The 18,338-nt window shown below is 49.7% G+C and carries 7 protein-coding genes; 1 reads left to right on the top strand and 6 read right to left on the bottom strand.

Annotated features, from left to right (window positions below; translation table 11 throughout):
- From F6K57_RS22155 to F6K57_RS22180, 6 genes are all read right to left on the bottom strand, one after another.
- Nucleotides 1-8,294, bottom strand: an 8,294-nt coding sequence (locus tag F6K57_RS22155) for a DUF6603 domain-containing protein (RefSeq protein WP_293070694.1), incomplete at its 3' end; no start/stop codon positions are given.
- Between the two features lie 183 nt (nucleotides 8,295-8,477).
- Nucleotides 8,478-9,416, bottom strand: coding sequence for a hypothetical protein (locus tag F6K57_RS22160; protein ID WP_293017383.1), 939 nt, complete (start codon nucleotides 9,414-9,416; stop codon nucleotides 8,478-8,480).
- A 4-nt stretch (nucleotides 9,417-9,420) separates the two neighbouring features.
- The gene (locus tag F6K57_RS22165; protein WP_293017384.1) at nucleotides 9,421-11,259 is read right to left on the bottom strand and encodes a hypothetical protein; all 1,839 of its coding nucleotides are present in this window, start codon (nucleotides 11,257-11,259) and stop codon (nucleotides 9,421-9,423) included.
- Between the two features lie 11 nt (nucleotides 11,260-11,270).
- Complete coding sequence (locus F6K57_RS22170; protein ID WP_293017385.1) at nucleotides 11,271-12,005, bottom strand: hypothetical protein; 735 nt, start codon at nucleotides 12,003-12,005, stop codon at nucleotides 11,271-11,273.
- A gap of 309 nt (nucleotides 12,006-12,314) precedes the next feature.
- On the bottom strand, nucleotides 12,315-12,980 hold the full coding sequence (locus F6K57_RS22175; RefSeq protein WP_293017386.1) for a hypothetical protein: 666 nt from the start codon (nucleotides 12,978-12,980) through the stop codon (nucleotides 12,315-12,317).
- A 20-nt stretch (nucleotides 12,981-13,000) separates the two neighbouring features.
- A complete protein-coding gene (locus tag F6K57_RS22180; protein ID WP_293017387.1) occupies nucleotides 13,001-13,639 on the bottom strand; it encodes a hypothetical protein in 639 nt (212 codons plus the stop codon).
- A gap of 863 nt (nucleotides 13,640-14,502) precedes the next feature.
- On the opposite strand from F6K57_RS22180, the gene F6K57_RS22185 reads away from it, so the two are divergent.
- A complete protein-coding gene (locus F6K57_RS22185; RefSeq protein ID WP_293070695.1) occupies nucleotides 14,503-18,267 on the top strand; it encodes a hypothetical protein in 3,765 nt (1,254 codons plus the stop codon).
- Nucleotides 18,268-18,338 lie beyond the last annotated feature (71 nt).

The raw sequence follows: 18,338 nt of genomic DNA on the forward strand, positions 1-18,338 counted from the left end.
GGACCGAGATCCACATATGCCAGGGTAGAGAGTGCTATAGGACCAACAGGAACATAAGTTAATACCTGGGAACCTGTAAGGGTGATGCCCATAATACTATTAGGAATAGTTTTCGCCTCAGGCACACCATTCGGATCGAAAGCTGTCTTTGACCAGAGGGCTCCTGGGGCACCATTCCGTTGTGTGGCTAGCTGGATACCTCGTGCATCCAGATTCACCGTTTCCCAAGTTTGGGTGCTGCTGTTCAGTCCTTGTAAAGTGATTTGGAGCGGACTAGTTATGGAGGGCTGAGCCATGGGTTGAATACCCACAGCTGGGCCACTAAACGTGGTCGTACTGCCGCCAAAGCTCACAATAGTGGCAGGTATGACAGTAGTAGCTTGCAGGACAAACGGTGATTGGATGAACCAACCCAGATTCGGATAATCGTTTACCAATCCCTGTTGAACCTGAAGCTTAAGTACTGTGTAAGCCTGAGTCAGGGGCGTGGTATTCGCTTGTAGCTGCAACAATTGTGGATGGGGGGCACGCTCGACAAGGCCCTGTGTACTTTGCCCTTGATCGGTGTGCAGAGGCGGCAAAAAGTTTTCCTGGAAGCTGTCCCAAACTAAAGGCTGGGAACTGGGTAGAGATTGATTGGTGTCCCCAAAGGGAATAGTAAAGGAAATAACATACCAGTCCACGCCGACTTCACCTGCAATAGGAGGCCCCCACATGTGGAGCTTGGCACCAATTTGAGCACTGAGGGTAACCCTAACTCCAGCAATTGTGACACTTATGGAGGCTCCTATTGATACATGACCTTCTAGATCAAAGTAGAAGGGCTGCCACTGAATCAGAAAATTCACGCCAGCGTCAAACCAAGCGCGTAACGGGCCGAGCTGGAACAGAGCCCGTAAGTAACCACCAGCCATGATCGCTGAAGGAGTCAGAGCAAAGTAGGCACCCCCATCAATGAGTAGGGAACCAACACCCAGGTTTTGGGGCCAGTTAAAGCCCAGTCGGGGCACTAAGGGATACTGCTCTGGAACCTTGAATGCTGGGTTATAGCCCCCTAAGGTGATGACGAAATCTCCAGCATACTCACCGCTGAACCACAAGAAAGCGGCAAAGCCACCTGTGAGACGACAGTCTGGAGCAAGCAAAAAGGAATTGGGGGTTAGCTGGGCCCGCGCTGAGAGGACACCGTCATCTGGGTGAAAAGATACCAACAGACCCAGTTCCACATAGGCCAAAGCAGCTGATGGCGATACTGCTGGAGGAAATGATGCGGAGCTGACACCAATGAGATCAAGAGCAAACTCTTTGCCAAAACGCACCACTAACATGGCAAAGGTGCTGAGTAGTTCATAGGTGGTAAATTGCAGACCAGCAGCAACCCAGTATTGGCCAATTTCTGGATATACCACCTCTGATAGTTGTGTCAGAGCTGATTCTGGGGTAGCACTATCACCGCCAAATACTGAGCTACTCACCGCTCCCTGTACCAGAGGATAAGTATTGATAGCTCCTGGTTCTGGTAACTGCAGGTTGCGGTTATAGGCAAAGCCAGCAGCAATGCCCGTGATGAAAAAGGCTGGATCAGGCCCAAGGGGAATATTGAGGTTAACGAAGATAAAGAGGGAAGGAGCCTTCTCACCATCAGGTTTATCTTGATCCACTGGCACCAGTGCGTAGGAACCTAAGGCCATTAGCGAGAAGCTGGCTGCCTTAACCATGACTGATCCATCGTAACGTAGGGGATTGTCGTTTTTCAGAAAGCCACCAGAAAGAGCCACAGAGCCACTTTCAAAGGAGACTTCCAAGCCAGCTAAAGCCAAACTGTAACTGTCAAAATCTAGCGGGGTGGTAACAGGCACTCCGACTTTAAGCCCCTCTAAGCCAACATACAGCCCTGCCAGGGATACGCTGCCATCAAATAACATGTCGAGCAGCTTATCGCTCTGCTCCCAGCCCACCCCGATCTTATTGGCATGTAAGGGGCCGAAGCTGCGCTGCACAGGAAACCAGAGCTCAGTAGTGCTATCACCTTCATCATTGAACAATTCTACATAGAGATGCTTGACATAGGACGTGCGTACAGAAAACGAGGGATTGGTAGCAGGATTCTGCTTATCTGAGGAGCCTTGTGGATTTGATTGAGGAGTACCAGAACCCAAAAGATTTTGGGCAACAGGGTTGGCTGATTTTCCAGATGCAATGTTAGGCGCTAGGGAAATACCGATCTGACTGAGGGTAACTCCACCCCCATAAGATTGAACAGGGTCAGGTTTGCTGAAGTCGAAGGTGATCAGGCCCCGAGGCTGTATAGCCCGTAAGCTAAATCGGCTGAGTTGAACTAGGTTTTGGTTCTGCTTACCGTGAAAATCTAGACCAATATTGACTAGTTCTAACAAGAGATTGCCGAAATCTGGTCCTTCAGTGCTGATGGGAAGATACAGGGCAACGCCCCCTTCTAGATTGGCATCACCACCGGCATTGTGGATCCACTCTGTGTCCTCGTCTCCAAGCTGGAAGGTGATATAGGGGACAGCTTTCAGCGTTAAGTCAGGAACCATGACCCGCACACCAAAGTAGTTGTCCATACCTTGCCGAGGACCAAGCCAGATTCCACCTTTGGTACCGATCTCGATCAGTTGGAAGGACTCAGCCAAAAGTGCACGCAGGAAGCCTGCCAGAAATTTTGGTAGGGTGAGAGCCTCCAGATTACTGATACTGTTGAGCATGTAGAGGTTATTGGGACCTTCCTGCGTCAACAACTGGGAGGCGATGAGGACATTGCCCGCTTTCGGACCTTTACCTCCAGGAAATAGGGGTTGATCTAACCACTGACTCACTCTAGTTTGATTGAGCACTATGATCGACAGATAGCGAGGCACAATATTAATCAGGATAGATTCCAGCCAACTGATGACTGCACTACCATATTGCGAGGGATCGCTTTCACTAAAAAAGGTTGGCAATAGCTCACGATAATAACGGCTATTTTTATCTGTCTGACCAGCAGGATCAATGCCTAGAACAAGCGTCTTCGTTTCAGTATTGAATCGCAGACCTAACTTGGGACCTGTATCACCTTCCAAAGCTACTAGAACCGACAATTGGAAATTGAGCTGAGGTTCAAAGTTTGTCACTAAAGTACCATCGTCCTGAACTGGAATACCCACTCCAGTAGGTTCAAAGTTAATCAGCAACTTACTGCTAGCAGGTAGATTGAGTTCTAACCACAAACCAACCTGCCGCGTGTTATCTAAAGATTGAACACCTGTAACTAAGGTGATCGGTACTTTGTCAGATGGCCGATACTTGATCAGACCTGCATCAGTGCTGACACCATCAAAATAAGGGCTGATAAGTCCAGCCACTGCTTCCACCGTGGCTGAGGCATTGTCACTAGACAAGCGAGCGCTAAGCCAGCGAAGAGCATCTGTAGCAATCACATCAGCTCCCTTGTCACTGTTGCTAATCAGAGTATTAACAAGTCCAGCGACATCCAAGGCAGTACCCGCATTTCGTAGGTTGGTAATAAATGATGCTGTATCGGAACCAAGTCTTGATAATTGATCAAGAAGTTTGTCGGTGAGTTCCCGCAACAGAGCCTGAGCGACTTGCTGAGCTGCCTGTACTACTAATGTCTGCCAACCCGGGAAGGGCAAAATTTGAAATAGCTTTTTGGTTTCTCCTTCCATTTGACCCGCAGAGAGCAAAAAGCCTTTGTCATAACCGCCTTGAACCAACAGCGTCGTACTATTGGTCACCTTACCACTTACCGCAATGTTGCCAGCAAATCCAGGCTGAAAGTTGGCTCCGAGGGATAAGGAGAAAGAAAGTGCTTGTAGGGAAACATTGTTGACCAGGGACAAAGGAGTGTTGTCTGAGAGACCAGGAGTAATGGTAAATAATTCTGCTTGAGTGTCAGCTACTAAATCGATCTGCTGGCCATAGGGTAAACCGAAAATGCGGGCACCGTTAGCAATGGGTTTAATCCCAATACCATTGCTGGCTTGGGTTTCACTGACTGTTGCCAAGATGCGACTGAGCGTGGCAATGTTGAGGTGGCCATCTTGACCCAATACTGCATCTCCCAGCAACCAGCCAAGGGGATCCTTAAATAATCCTAAGGGTGATTTGGTGTACCAATGGCCATTGGTATCTTCAAACACGAGGCCAAAAGCGGAAAGGACAGTTCGTGCCAGCGGATAATTGGTTAACAAACGGGCATCCACTACTTGGGTAAAGAAAGTGGATAGGGCAAAGGTGGGTGCCAATACCGTAACCTGATCGATGAACTGGTTACTGCTGAAGGGGTAGAGAGTCAGGGCATCTGGCATTGGCTGGCTACCGTCACCCCAGGCTAGGTTGATGTTTAGCTCAGCTTCGATCTGGTCAGCAACTGTTATGCTCAGGGCTGACATTACTGCTAGTTTGACTGGTGGGCTGTATAGGCCGAGGGTGGCAGTGAGCTGGTGGGTGCGCAAATCGAATTTGAGATTGCCGTTAACTGTAAGGATGTCACCTAGAGTTGGTAGTTGATCCTTGAGGATAGAAAGCTCAATGACTGCCCCTTCTGATACGGTTAGTTGCACGGGACCGACAGTAATTGGATCTGTCTGGGTCGCTAAGGCACCCATCAGCGCTGAAGATTTTGCTTGATCCTGAATGAGAGCCGTAAAGCGATTCTGTAGTTGTTGCGATGGATTGGCAATAATAGCTACCCAATCGTAGAGCCGAGGTGCATAGGCTTGGGCTGATGGTTCTACTAATTCTAGTGCTGCTAAAACTTGCAACAGGGGTTCAGGAATAGTGGGTAGCGTAATACCAATAACAGCTTCTAGCCAGCTAATGGCTTGGGCACGGGTCTCAGGAACCATGAACAAAGCTGTTCCTCGTTGTCGGAAGAAGCCCAGGGGATCGGCCAGCATCGCAGTCCAGCCAGCGGTGTCAATAGCACATTGAGTCTGTTGATCATTGAGGGGTAGGGTTAGATTGATCAAACTCAACAAGTCATAAGTCAGTTTGACGGTGGTGTGGCTCAACATTGGAGTCAGCAATTGAGCCATTGCCAGGTTAACGACGGCATAGAAAGAGACCTGGAATTGGCTACTGCTTCCTTGCAACTGCTGCAAGTCAATGCTGCGATCGCCATTTTTATCACGAATATTGACGACCACTTGCGGCTGTAATGCCAGGTTACCTGAATCGAGAGCTACTTCCAAACCAAAAACGACTGAAATCAGCTGGCTATCATTATCACTACCATCATTTATCGGCAGTGGCGACGAGGGAGTGAGCTGGCTTTGTAAGCGAAAGCTGGGTAGAAAATCCTGTGTCGGCACAGAACCCGTTAGGCCAACTTCCACTATCCGCAATAAGAGTTGGGTATCGGTGGCAACATCACCGAGCGTAGCTTGTACCCGCCGTTGTAGACCAAGACCTAATGTCTGACCAGCATTGAAGGTCCAAATCGCCAGATCCAGATCCCCCGGTAATTGTACTGGCACCGCGAAGGGTTGAGTGTAGCTACCACTGCCAATCACTGTCGGCACCTGGGCGGCACTGTCAACTGACCAGCCTAGTAGAGCCATAACGGCTTCAGTTCGCTGTGTATTGGCTAGCAGTGCATTCAGTTGTTTTTTAATATCCCCAATTGGATCAGAAAAACTGTTTGGGGTCATCACTGGCATATCTTGAGGCCACTGCAGACCGCTAGGCACAAAGGGGGTTAAGTTGGGCAACAACCCGAAGATAGCGTTCAAAGCCAGACCAGGGCGGCTACCCGTACGGTATACCGCTATACCCATCAGTGCTACAACAATGGGAGCAAAGGTAGCTGCTTGCTTTGTGACGAGTTCAGCAAGGGAATCACTATCGCTTAACTCCATGGGCTGGCCCACTGGCAAATTGTTGCCATCAACAATGACTGCTGGCTGACCCGCTTTCAGGTTCCATTCCCAGGCTCCATAAGGCGACCAGAACCCATAGAAAGCTAACTCAGAAATACTAACTGCAGCACCAGCGACAGTGGGAGTGGTGAAGGTTTGAGGCAAGCTTAATTGTGCCCCAAGACCAGGAAAGATTTGCGCGACTAAGGCTGAGTTTGTTGTGGGTAAATCGAGCGCTAGAGCTTGAACAGTGATGGCTAAGTCAAGTTCAATACTATTGCCAAAGTTAATTTGGGGAGCAAGCTGTAAACCAAGCGTCAGGCGGGGTATATCCGGGTTGCTACGATCGATACTAACCGCCAAGGAAGCAGGCAAGCTCTCATCCGTCAGTTGAATTAACCAGGGATCACTGAGGCTTCCCTGTCCACCAATACTAATGGCGGGTCTGTTCGCGGTGTTTAGAAGGTTGCCTAGCGCCTCTAATAAGTAATAAAAAGGGACTTTCCCCCCAACATCACTGCCAGACACCAAGTGCCTATAGTAACTAGCCAGAGCCGCCACTGGGTCTTGGAAAGAATCGATTAACTGACTAGCGTTGAAAGGTGGTGTCAAATTACTGGGCCAGGTCACCCCTGCCGGAAGATCTGGTGGGAGAACCCCCAATAGGATAGCGGCCTGATGACCATAACTAGATTGATCCGTCAGGCCAAAAAGCTCCTGCAGGGCATTGTCAATCAGTTGGTAGAGTTCATTAATCGCCTGCTCCACCAACTGACCAGGCTGGGTCAGATCAATCCTGTCATACTCTCCAGTGGGAGTGGCAACATCTACCAGTTGGAAGGCCGGAACGACTCGCAACCCCCCGCTACTACTGTGTAATACAGAGACTCCGCCACTCAAGCTGCCAAAGCGGTAACTATCCTGACCAATCGTACCCTCAAACAGGGGATCGCCAATCGTCGTATTGGTTAGGGCAAACCCCATTGCCAACTGCAAAAACTGGGTGCTGACACCAAACTGACCACTGGTGGAGAGAGAAAACTGAGCCAAGTCTACCTGTCCCTGAACCACGATCTGAACGGGAGTAGATCCCAATTGCTTCCCCTTGCCAGCAAAGTGAAACCCAGGTAATAGATAGCGTGTCCCCACAGTGTCTACATTGCTGACTGCGGTCAATGACAGGGTTCCAATTGCATCATCACTGAGCAACACTACGCTGTAGGGATCGGCTTGAGTGCCACTCCCTTGAACTTCAGGTGACTGGTTGCCTAGCAAACTGGAGATCGCATTCATCCAGGTGGCAAAGGCAGACTCAGTATTCAGTAGGTCGTTGAACCAATTGATAAAGGGAGTACCCAGAGAGCCACCCGATTGAGCTTGGGATAAGAGCAAATCCCAGCGCAATAGAGGCAAACGCACCTCGCTGTTGGGCACCATGGGTGACAGCCCGAAAATCGGCAACAAGTAGGCAGCCTTGCTGTCTTGGCCTAAAAAACGCTCCAGAGCAGCAACAAACAGGGTAGAAATCGTTGCCAGTAACTCTGGAGGGGTAATTTGGGCAATTTCACTCAGGTTACGATCGGCTGGAGCCGTCTCAGTAGGTAGTTGCAACTGCTCTAACACCACCGATAATTGGATGACAGGATCACCCAGCACATCAAGCAATGCCGAAAATTTAACGCCGTTAAAAGACAGTCCCTGTTCATCAAGGATTGGCTGGTTATCAGCACCACCCACAAACGCACCCATGTTAAGGGGATAACCCTGCTGTCCTAAAACCAAGTCCAGACCGTTATCACCAATTTCCAGGAGGGGTAACAGTCCCCAAACCCTCACATCTATCTGACTCGGTCCCTTGCTCGGCCCAGAAGCACTGGTTCCAAAATCCCAACTGTGCAATACACCAATGCCAAATATCTGATCCTCAGCAGGATTGTCTTGATCTTTGGGGTAGTTAACCAAATAGAAACCTGTCGGCTGATCAGTTTTAGGGTTAGGAATGGGGTTCCAGACACCAAGAGCCCCCAAATCCTGAGATGGAATTCCCAGTTCATTGGCAGCAACTTCTCCTAACAACTCAGCCAGCAAAGACGCAATCGTGGCACCATTGGTTTTGAGATTCTCGCCAGTAACCCCCAATGGGTTCTCAAACCAGGTTTGGTTCAGCTGATAACTATCCTGCTCATTGGGTACGGCCTCAAGAAGACCGATCGCGACGCCCAGTTTGATCAGAGCGGGTGAAATTTTCGAGCTATCAAAACCATCACTCCCATTGTCAGAGTCTTGCAGCACAGCCAGCGCATTGGTGGCAAATTCTGCAGCTGCTTCACGAGCTTGGATATTGTCCAGACTTGTGCTGAGAGGGACAACATCAGCCTCCAAGGTTCGTATTTTCTGAGCTGTCGCTACCATAGGAGTTACCTTTTCTGAAATTGTTAATAGGAGTTATAAGCGCAATGCGAGCATTGCTCTGGGAAAATAGCTGATACCCAATTGCTTGAAAATTGCTTGAAGTTAAATTTTTTGAGGTATGCCCCGTGTACACCGGGTAAGGGGCAAAATTCAACTTCAAGCCAAAACGGTATTAATATGCCTTTAAACCTTTGTGATAATCACTGAACCAGCGCTTCCCTGGGGGCCAACACTACCATTACTGCCGGGGTAACCCAAAGACCCGTCCGGATGTCCAAGGCCAGGAATGCCAGGGCGTCCCCCTTCTCCTCCGACACCTCCTTGACCGATTGGTGTCTCGGTGGTTAATTGGGTATTCGAAGCTATACTGTGGTAATACACCTGCATCGTACCGCCCCGTCCCCCAGCACCACCTGCACCCCCAGGTCCGCCGTTGCCGCCAGTCCCTCCAATTCCCATGCTGTTATCCGGACCATAGCCCCCACGCCCCCCTTGACCTCCCTTCCCGCCATTGCCGCCAGCACCGCCGCGACCTGGCAATACGGCGAACTGAATGGAACCACTGAGCTCAGCTACAGCAAAGGTTACATTGGGAGCATCAAGACCGTCCTGTCCATTGGTACCTGAGCCACCAGCGCCACCATGACCTCCAGGGCCATTCGGTTCAGCACCCGTTGCTCCTGGTGCACCAGCTACACCCTCAACACCTGGTGCGCCATCAATCCCTTGACTGACAAATTGACTCGATGAAGAACCAGCCGACACTAAGCGCTCAACCACTACCTCAGTGGGTGCTTCGAACACCAGTTTTGTGCTATCAGCAACAGAAATCTCATCGACTATCAAGACCACTCGCTCTGCCATCGGTCCCCTGACGATCATCTGTTGCCCTTCACCCAACACCAGACGTGAGGCTGCGAACAGAGCAATATGATTCCGTTTAACCCGCAGCGGTTGCACCTGAGAACGTTCACTCTGCCAGTCCAACACCAGTTGCGACTCACCCGGAAGGGGTTGTAACACCCGATCGCCCAGCTCTGCCAGCTCAACCCCATGGTAAGACAGTAAGTTTAGAAAATAGGAGGAGTGAGGAGTTGTTTGAGTTATCTCCCTGCTGGACATATCGCTAGTTCCCCGTGTTGAGTAACGCCAGGTAGGTTAATAAACCATGAAAAGTGGCTCCGTTGTATGGGTTAAAACTACCACCGGAGAGCGTTACAAGCTGTCCTTGGGGCACAAAGAAACCGAGTAAAGGTAAATTAGGCATAATATCCTGGGGACGAGCCACTTGGTAATTCCTGCCAGCTAAAATAGTGTCATATTGCGTAGCGAAGATTGGCGTTGCTGCTGGTGTTGCCCCAAAGGTATACACAGCAGCCAAACTGCGCTGACCTGTCAGTGGGTTTTGATCTAGATCTACTGCAATCAAGTTAGCCAGCGCACCGCCGCTACCATGCCCGGTGACTAGCACAGGTTTGTTATCCAAACCATTTAAAGCCTGACGAACAGTATCGCGGCCACTTGCATATAGATCGACCAAAGACTTGGCGTAAGAGCCAAAGCTAGTGGTTAGCCAACTGGGATAGCCAGGAAATGAATCGCTGACAATTGTCATCAATTCCAACCAACTGACTGTTCCTCGGAGGGCCAACACCAAATTATCTGGCCCTTCGAACACACTCGCCCACACCGCACCATTCAGGGTTAGATTCTGCTTGAGGACATAGGGTGTGTAAGAGAAACTCGGTGTACTGCCAGGGTGCTGGAACATTTGATAAGCCACAGCACAAAGCTGACCCAGGGCAAAAGCTAACGCTTGACTGAAACCAGTCACACTGCTAACGGTGCCTGGTCCCCCACTACCAGGATTGCTCTGGGTGAGTAATTGGTTGTAATAGGGGCCATCCCGCTCAACCCAAGGTGAATCGTAGGTAGGAATATTTAAGGGCAGTGATTCCTCAGTTCCCACCTGCACGTAACCAGTCGTCTGATCTGGAAGACTAGGGAACAGATCTGCCTCGGCCTGCACCCTAAAACTGGCCGTTACTGCACTGTTGTATAAACTCTGATAATCCCCATTGCCGTAGGCCGGACAAGAATAGGCATAAGCCTGGATAGAAGTTGCCGGTGAGTTGCCATTACCGGGTCGCAGGTCTAGGGAAGCTAATTGGGCAATAGGGCCGCCAGGACCGAGACCAGCACAGATCACTGGCATGGTGGTTTGGAAGGCAGGAATCTGCTGCTTAACCTTTTGCAAATCATCCAGTAGACTACCGCGAATAGCACGGTACATCAGCGAAAAACCTGTATCGATTTCCGCATCCTGACTTGTGCTCCTGATCCCTTGACGCAATTGGCTTAAATCGCTTTGATGACAACGAATGGCATCACCAATTTTAGCCATGTCGCCGCCTTGTGGACTTTTTGCCAAATCTTGGAGGGTGCTAACTAAGCCTGCAGTTCTTTGGTGAAAAGACTGCCATTGAGGATCGTTAGGGGCTAATTGAGACAGTTGGTCACAACGAGATTGCAGTGCCAATGCTGCCTGGTTCAACTTCTCGCCCCCATCAGGATTATCGATCTTGGCCAAGGTTTGTGATATATCTTTGAGATCATCTTGTACTTGCTGCAACCTCAGTTGATGGGTGAAAGCATTGACAGCCTTGCTGCCAACTATATTGCTACCCAACGAGGTGAAGATATGATTGTCTTGGGGCGTATAGAAGGAGATAAAACTACGCCACAAAGCTCCTGTGACCACTGCACAGACTGCTTGACTATCGTAGGTTTTCATTGCCAGATAGTACTGGCAACTCCCGTACATGCTTGAGCTGGTGTACTTGAACAGTAAGTCCCACCCAGGTACAAACAAACTACTCAAGGACTTATTGGCCAAGGTCGCCAGGGTCACCAGCTCAGCCCCAAGGGCAGGGTCATAGTTCTGGTTCAGAATAGAATTACTCATCAGACGCACACTTATCCATTGTTGGGGATTATAGCTACCTTACCTGCTTCGCCAGCGCTACCTAACACACCCGGCTTGCCAGAATTACCCGCCTGACCATTGTCTGCATAAGTTGGCTGACCTTTAGGTGGAGGTGGATAGACTTCATTAGCACCGCCACCACCACCTGCACCACCATTACCACCTGCACCACCATTACCACCTGCACCAGGCAAGGAATGGGGTTGGACTTCGGCATTGGGAGCTAGGGTTTTGTAGGCCACGGTAATATTGCCTCCATTGCCTCCATTGCCTCCATTACCTCCATTGCCTCCATTACCTCCGGTTCCACCGGTTCCACCCTCAGCCCATTTATCCTCTTTGTCCTTCAGGCAGGACTCTGCTGCACTACCCGTCATCTGTCCGGCATTGCCACCCGTTCCTCCAGCTCCTCCAGTTCCGCCATTGCCACCGTTACCGCCATTGCCACCCTGAGACACAATCACAAGCAACCCTGTTATTTGATCAGACTGGAAGGCTAAAGATGGCGCAGGCAAACCAGGTCCTCCGCCTTGACCACTTGCACCATTACCGCCAGGATTACCCATAGAACCATTGCTTGAATAGTCGCACTTTGGACAATCACCGGTTTCACAGCCGTTTTTGCCATTACTGCCGCTTTTACCAGTATCACCTGAATTTGCTGTTGGTTTGGAACTACCGTTAACTCCAATTGATCGAATTACACCATCACTGATCTGAACCATGTCGTTGCTCCTTACTGGGACAAAAATTGTGAAGTCGCCTATCGCGGCACACTGAAACTTAAGTCAAAATTGAGCACTAACAGCCCTGAAGACTTGTCAGATGAGAGTTACTTACAAGCCTTAAGTCAATGAATTGACCGACAATGGCTTCCCTGTTGAACTCATCCGAATCTAGAATCTATTTGCTGACTTCAAGCCCTTGTCAGACCAACAGAGAGTCTGGTTTGACAAGAGGGATCAGGACTGCCATCAAATCTTTATGTTAATCGTGGCTGGGAATACCATGAGCTCCCGCAGTTGATAACTTTGCTAGCTTGGTGGCTCTTGGCGTACTACTATACTTCCTGGTGCGCCACTTTTGCCCGGAGCAGCAGCATTGCCCGTAGAACCGTTTTGGCCATTGCTTCCACCAAAACTACCACCCTTGCCACCAGCACCACCACTGCCACCAGTACCGCCAGTACCACCTTTCAATCTACTGGTATCAATGGAAAAAGTAGTCGAGGGAGTTTTAGAGGTATAGTATATTACTACATTGGGTCCATTGGCACCGTTACCCCCAGGTTTACCATCAGTAGCATCGCCACCTTTGCCACCATTGGCGCCGTTGATCTGCTTACAAGGACCGCTGGCAGCAGCACCATTACCACCATCGCCACCCTTGCCACCGTTAGCACCGTTACCACCGTTACCACCAGCACCGCCGGAGTAAGTGATCATAACCTTACCATCGACATCACCCAAGTGGAAAATGCCACTACCCGTGATATTCCCATCACTTCCCGCCGACGCCTGACCAGCTCGATTTCCAGGGCTACCTGGTGTGGGATCTTGGGGGTTTTGACAGGTGGGATTCTTGCCGCCACTTGATGTCCCCTGCACTGCGTTTCTGCCGTCGCCACCATCAGTACCTTTGGTGGCATTGGTGCCATTGGCACCATCGGCACCTATAACTTGAAAGGGGGAATTGCTCATAATTATTTGTTTCTGGCTTACTAACTATTAACAGTAAATTGCTGGCATTCGATGTTAAGTGGGGTTCTCATCTCAATGTACCCACCCTCTTCGATCGTAATCGTGGCAGCAACGAGGTTTGTGGGCTGACCGTTTGGATTATCAATAATCAGTGGGTTGTCCTTAGTGATCACCAAATCCTGTGCAGCATGGGTTGCTATTTCCATGGGAAAGTGAATGGCATTGATGTGCTCTTCGTAATCGCGAACTTTGCTCGAATCCCCCATCACTGCAGCATGTAGCGCTTTTCCAACTGCTTCATGGTGTTGCACCGTCATGCGGTCCTTGAGCTGACACACGTCGCCACCACAAGAGGCCAAGGACGGCATTCCAAGACTGGGCGCTGGGGGGGGGTAATCGACAAAAGCATCACTGGCCCTTTTTGCTTGGTAATCCTCGTCAGGACATCCGCCCATCGCACACAGATCTGCAACACTACCAATCTCGTGGACTTGAGCGGGTGGGAAGTCGGCGCTTGCGGCAGGGTGTCCACACCGCAAACCACCACTTTCCGTCGTAACTGTGGCTGGAACAGTGTTAGGGTCAATCCCTAAAGCTTCCAGCTTGGCATGAAACTTTGCTCGCTGTGCGTCAGATAAGTCTTGGTATTTCTTAGCCATTGAGACTCTCCATACATAGTTTTAGGTGTTTATTGTTGATCTGCTGTCGAACTTGATCAATTAACAGCAAATCATTTCAGATTTTTTGAAGATGGGTAACCACAACCCTAACTAGGGACACTAAGACCCAACTGGATATCAGGTGCTGCCTCTTGTCTGTATTGCTTCCTGTCTTCATCGCACTACAAGCGATGAAGACAGGAAGCAATACCAAAATCACAACACAAGGATGATGACGATAAAGTAATCTTACATCAAAATTTTGAACAATGCACCAGAATGATCATTTTGTTTGACATTTTGTCTGAAGGTTTGACATCATAAGCACTTATTTATACTATATAATGTTGTTTGATGCCAACAACGATATTAGGCTTGATACAGTCCCGAATTGACCCTACGAATGATTTTATGGAAGCTCAAACCATTATAACTACGTCCAAGGTCACGCCCAAAACAGCATGTATCTTTTAGGTGCGAGCCGTGGCGAATTTAATTCGCCAACGGAAAGAGCACCGATTAAGTAACTTACCGGCTGAAATTATTACCCAGCAAGGATTTAATCTGGGTTGTCGCCCCCCAGAGCATTTTGGATAACTATTAATTTATGTTACCAGGTAGTTATGTGTGTGATTATGCCAAATATTATTAAACCACAAGAAGTTTATCGTTGAATGATACAATCCGAAAATTGCTTTTGAGCAAAGGCTTCACTCTATCTTAAATCTTAAATATTACTGAGCCTTTTTGATAGGTTTATCCTAAAGTATCAAGCTGTACTGCCTACACTCGTATCCCTACCCTAAGCTATGAGTAATACCACACCAATCAATAACCCACTTTGGGCGGGCCCGCGACTCTTCGTGCCGATTTATTTAGAAGCCCTAATGGTGGGTCAAAACAATCAAGTCGGCAACTGGGCTGTTGTGGGTGTGCAGTTTAATCAACTCGGGTTGCCCTTAGGACAACCCCAACCGCCACCCTTTTCCTATCGGTCATCGAGCAATCCGCCTAAGCTAGGTATTCACTTACTTTGGACTGTGCCCAGTGCTTTGCGTCATGGTCAAACTCAAGCGAATGGCGCTGTTGATTTCCCCTTGCTTCCCAATCGATGGTTAGTGACCCGTACCTTTATTGCTGAGCCGGGTGCTGTACCTTCCCTCACAGTTTGGGTTTTGGAAAGTGACTATCTTGGTTCCACCCCCAATGGAACCCATGTCTACCCAGATCCGACAGGCGGCAGTCAGACTTACTATATTGGTCGTCGTTTTGACTTGGCTAGCTGGAACGGCACAACGACGACCTACTCTGGCGAACCGTTTTTACGTGCCATGGGGCCAGGCGACGCTACCTATGTTGCCATTTACGACAATATGACCAATGTGCTGGCCTTTCATGACGATATGCAGAATGCTTCTGTCGGTTGGTACAGCTACAGTGTCTGCGGTTGGTACAGCACACCAGCGGACGATCAGTTGTTCGGTAAAACTGAATCGTCTCCTGATGGCTTTACAACGGAGCAAGAGTGGCAAGAGATTATGACTCACCTGCAATGGACGGTGGGGAGTGAGGCTGACCAAAATGCTGCGGAGCAGGATTGGCAAGCTTGGTTGCAGCAGCATCCGATTACTGGGGGCCCGCCCCTGACTGATGCACAAAAGAATTTGCCCGCTCAAAGTCTCTGTCACGGGTTTATCTACAAGCTAGATTGGCAGGGATTTAACCAGTTTTATCCGATTAATGCCATTTTGCAGGGTGAGCATCCCCCAGCTGTTGCGATCGGAGCCAATGGTCCTGAGGCAATGGCGGCTTGGCTAGCAGATGCGATTGATGCTCCGGATGCTGAGGATCTGTTGTTGGCCTTCCAAGAGGATATGGTGTTTGACTATGCCAGCAATCAGAGGACGTTTGAGACTAAGTCCCATGCCGCTCGTTTTGGTTCGACGAGTGCGGGCGATCGCTGGGTGGTTTATCAGGAGCAAACCACTGAGCCTAGCAATGGCGAGATTCCGTCGGGCGCAACAAGTGTTCCCCTAGACCAAACGACAACTGACGCTCTGACACGACTCAACACCACCCAAGCAACCCTCAATCAAGACCGAGAGATGCTCGCCTCTCTGAAATGGTCCCTGTATGCTGCCTACTGGAAGCTAGCCAATTACCCTCTCCCGCAAGGGCCGATTTTATTACCCCTGATTCAAAAGGAAATCAATCGCCTTACTCCCTTAGTAAATAGCTACAACTCCAAGGTGACCCAGGGATCTCAACAAGTGGACCAGCAGGCCCAGGCCTTGAGGGAATTGTTGGCTCCTCTGAAGCTGAAACTCAATACTCAAAACCAGCCACGCTTTGAGCAACGGCAAGATCCAGTCATATTGCTGGCAGGAACCAATCAAGATACTAAGTTTGCTCCCCCTGGCGTATACGATGATGAAGACACCTTGTTTACTCGTTTCACAGGTCAAACTTTAAGTGCTCTAACCATCAACTACAGTGGTGACGGCATAACGGTAAACGAGACTCTTAGTGCGGATGACTTCACCGATATCACTTGGCCCACTGGGGTACAGATTCCCAAGGAGATCCACGACTTCTGGTTTGAGACTTTTTTACTTGACACCAACAGTGCTCTTTTGCTAGCTCAGCGCAATTTTCAAAAAGCTGGTGTGACACCGACCCCAACCCAGCTTAACGACCTAACAGCTCAAATCCAACGCCAACAAACCCTACTTTGGAACCAGGATGCGACTAGGTTAGTGGATGTGCGTACAATTTCTGAAACCGCTGGTTTTAAAGGTGTACCGCCCTTTAATGCTGCCGTTGCAGCTTGGACACCACCCTGGGCACCTATATACATGGACTGGGAAATCGAGTGGCATCCCAGTGCTACTACACCCCAGGACATGCTCAACCAATGGAGCCTAGGAGAAGTAGATTTTGAGTGGAACGGCACCCAAGTTACTGCCAAGGATGAAACCTACTCTGGGCGAGCCATACTCAACGGCCAGATAGCACTGGGCCTCCAGGAAAAACTCTATGACTTTTTGGATTCGAATCCAAATTTATCAGACTTGCCAATTTCGGTGCAAGAGAAGTTACGAGAAATGGCGGAGACTCTGGGTCAGTTTGATGTGGTTACACAGGCTATGTCTGGTCTGATTGAAGAACTGATCATGCGTCTGCAACAGATGAACAAGCTCAGCCCGGATGACTTGGGCAATATGGCGCAGCTACTCGCAGATGCTGAAAACTTCCTACCAGCGGCAGGTAGCAGTTTGTTCTTTCCCCTCCACGCCGGACACTTGCGGGTTACTCGTATTGAGGTTGTCGATGCTTTTGGGCAAATCCTGCGTGGTTCACAATTGTCCAATAATTTACAACCTATTCGGAGCAAGAGCTTCATTACACCAGGTGAAACCAATACTCGCTACATCCAGCTCACTCCTCGTGTTACTCAAGACTTGCGCTTCGATTTTCGGTTAGTCCAATTTGATGATGATACGATCCCCACTAACTCGAGCGATCTCACCAGTCCCATCAGCGGCTGGGTCATCCCCAACCATATTAACCATAGCTTGACCGTATTCGATCCCTGGGGCAACAACCTTGGCGAAGTCATCACGATCGATGCTGGCAACAGCGACAGGGACCAGGAAACCGGCCTGCGTTGGGATGCAGTGCCTGGTAGCAATACCCCCCTTGGAGCAGCTCCCAACTTTGGTAGTCAATTGCAACATCTTAATAGCTTTGTTAATGGCTTATTGCTACGCGGTGCCCAGGGTAGTGATGCTTTGAGCTGTCTATTGGATGTAATCGATGCCAGTCTCTGGAAAGTCGATCCACTTGGACAGCCCATGCAAGGAAATCTAGCGATTCTGCTGGGTCGTCCTCTGGCGGTGGTGCGTGCTCGGATTACGCTGGAGGTGGATGGTACGCCTGCTACTAATCAGGCTTGGGAAAATACCAGCAAGCAGATTACGGATGGTTTTACTGAGGTTAGTCTGCCACTCCGGATCGGTGACATAGGTCTGAGTGGTAATGGAGTCATGGGATATTTTCTGGACAACGACTACAGCCAGTTTTATCCTTATCATGGGTATACGCCTAAGTTGGCTGTTCCTCGCCGCACGCTGGCCGATCGACGATTACCAGAGTCCCAAATGCTAGCCCAGATCGCCCAGCAACTGGATAGCAATAATGATAATGCTGAAGCTGCCAGTGACCCTTACATTGTCAGTAATCCCCAACTCCATTTGCCACCAGATGGCACCACCACACATGACCTGACCTTGCTGGTCGATCCACGCGGGTCAATTCCAGTCATCAGCGGATACCTGCCCGTACAATACCTAACGTTGTCACCAGGACCGGTTACCCTGGCCCTTAATAATATGTTTGTTACCTTCCGCGCTGGACCTGTTCTGCTCAACAGTACCGAGATCCAGTTACCGCTGCCTGCCGCAATTAAAGGGGACTGGACTTGGGTAGAACGGTCTGGGGTCACGACCTGGCGTGAGTCAGATCCATTAACTAGCTCTACTTCTAGCGCCCAGCTACCGTCCACACGACCTAATGTGAACGAGGGTTGGCTAAAGCTAAGCGGTGCCCTGGGATTGCAGAAACCGTAAATCTTATCAACCCGGCGTTGTAAACCCGACGTTTACCATAAACGTAATCAATCATTTTTTGGGAGCCATAA

The sequence above is a fragment of the Moorena sp. SIO4A5 genome, from assembly GCF_010672005.1.
Classification (GTDB): Bacteria; Cyanobacteriota; Cyanobacteriia; order Cyanobacteriales; family Coleofasciculaceae; genus Moorena.

What these genes read in the sequence shown, in the direction of transcription:
- F6K57_RS22160 (WP_293017383.1), bottom strand. Translation starts at nt 9,416, where the DNA reads ATGTCCAGCAGGGAGATAACTCAAACAACTCCTCACTCCTCCTATTTT.
- F6K57_RS22180 (WP_293017387.1), bottom strand. Translation starts at nt 13,639, where the DNA reads ATGGCTAAGAAATACCAAGACTTATCTGACGCACAGCGAGCAAAGTTT.
- F6K57_RS22165 (WP_293017384.1), bottom strand. Translation starts at nt 11,259, where the DNA reads ATGAGTAATTCTATTCTGAACCAGAACTATGACCCTGCCCTTGGGGCT.
- F6K57_RS22170 (WP_293017385.1), bottom strand. Translation starts at nt 12,005, where the DNA reads ATGGTTCAGATCAGTGATGGTGTAATTCGATCAATTGGAGTTAACGGT.
- F6K57_RS22175 (WP_293017386.1), bottom strand. Translation starts at nt 12,980, where the DNA reads ATGAGCAATTCCCCCTTTCAAGTTATAGGTGCCGATGGTGCCAATGGC.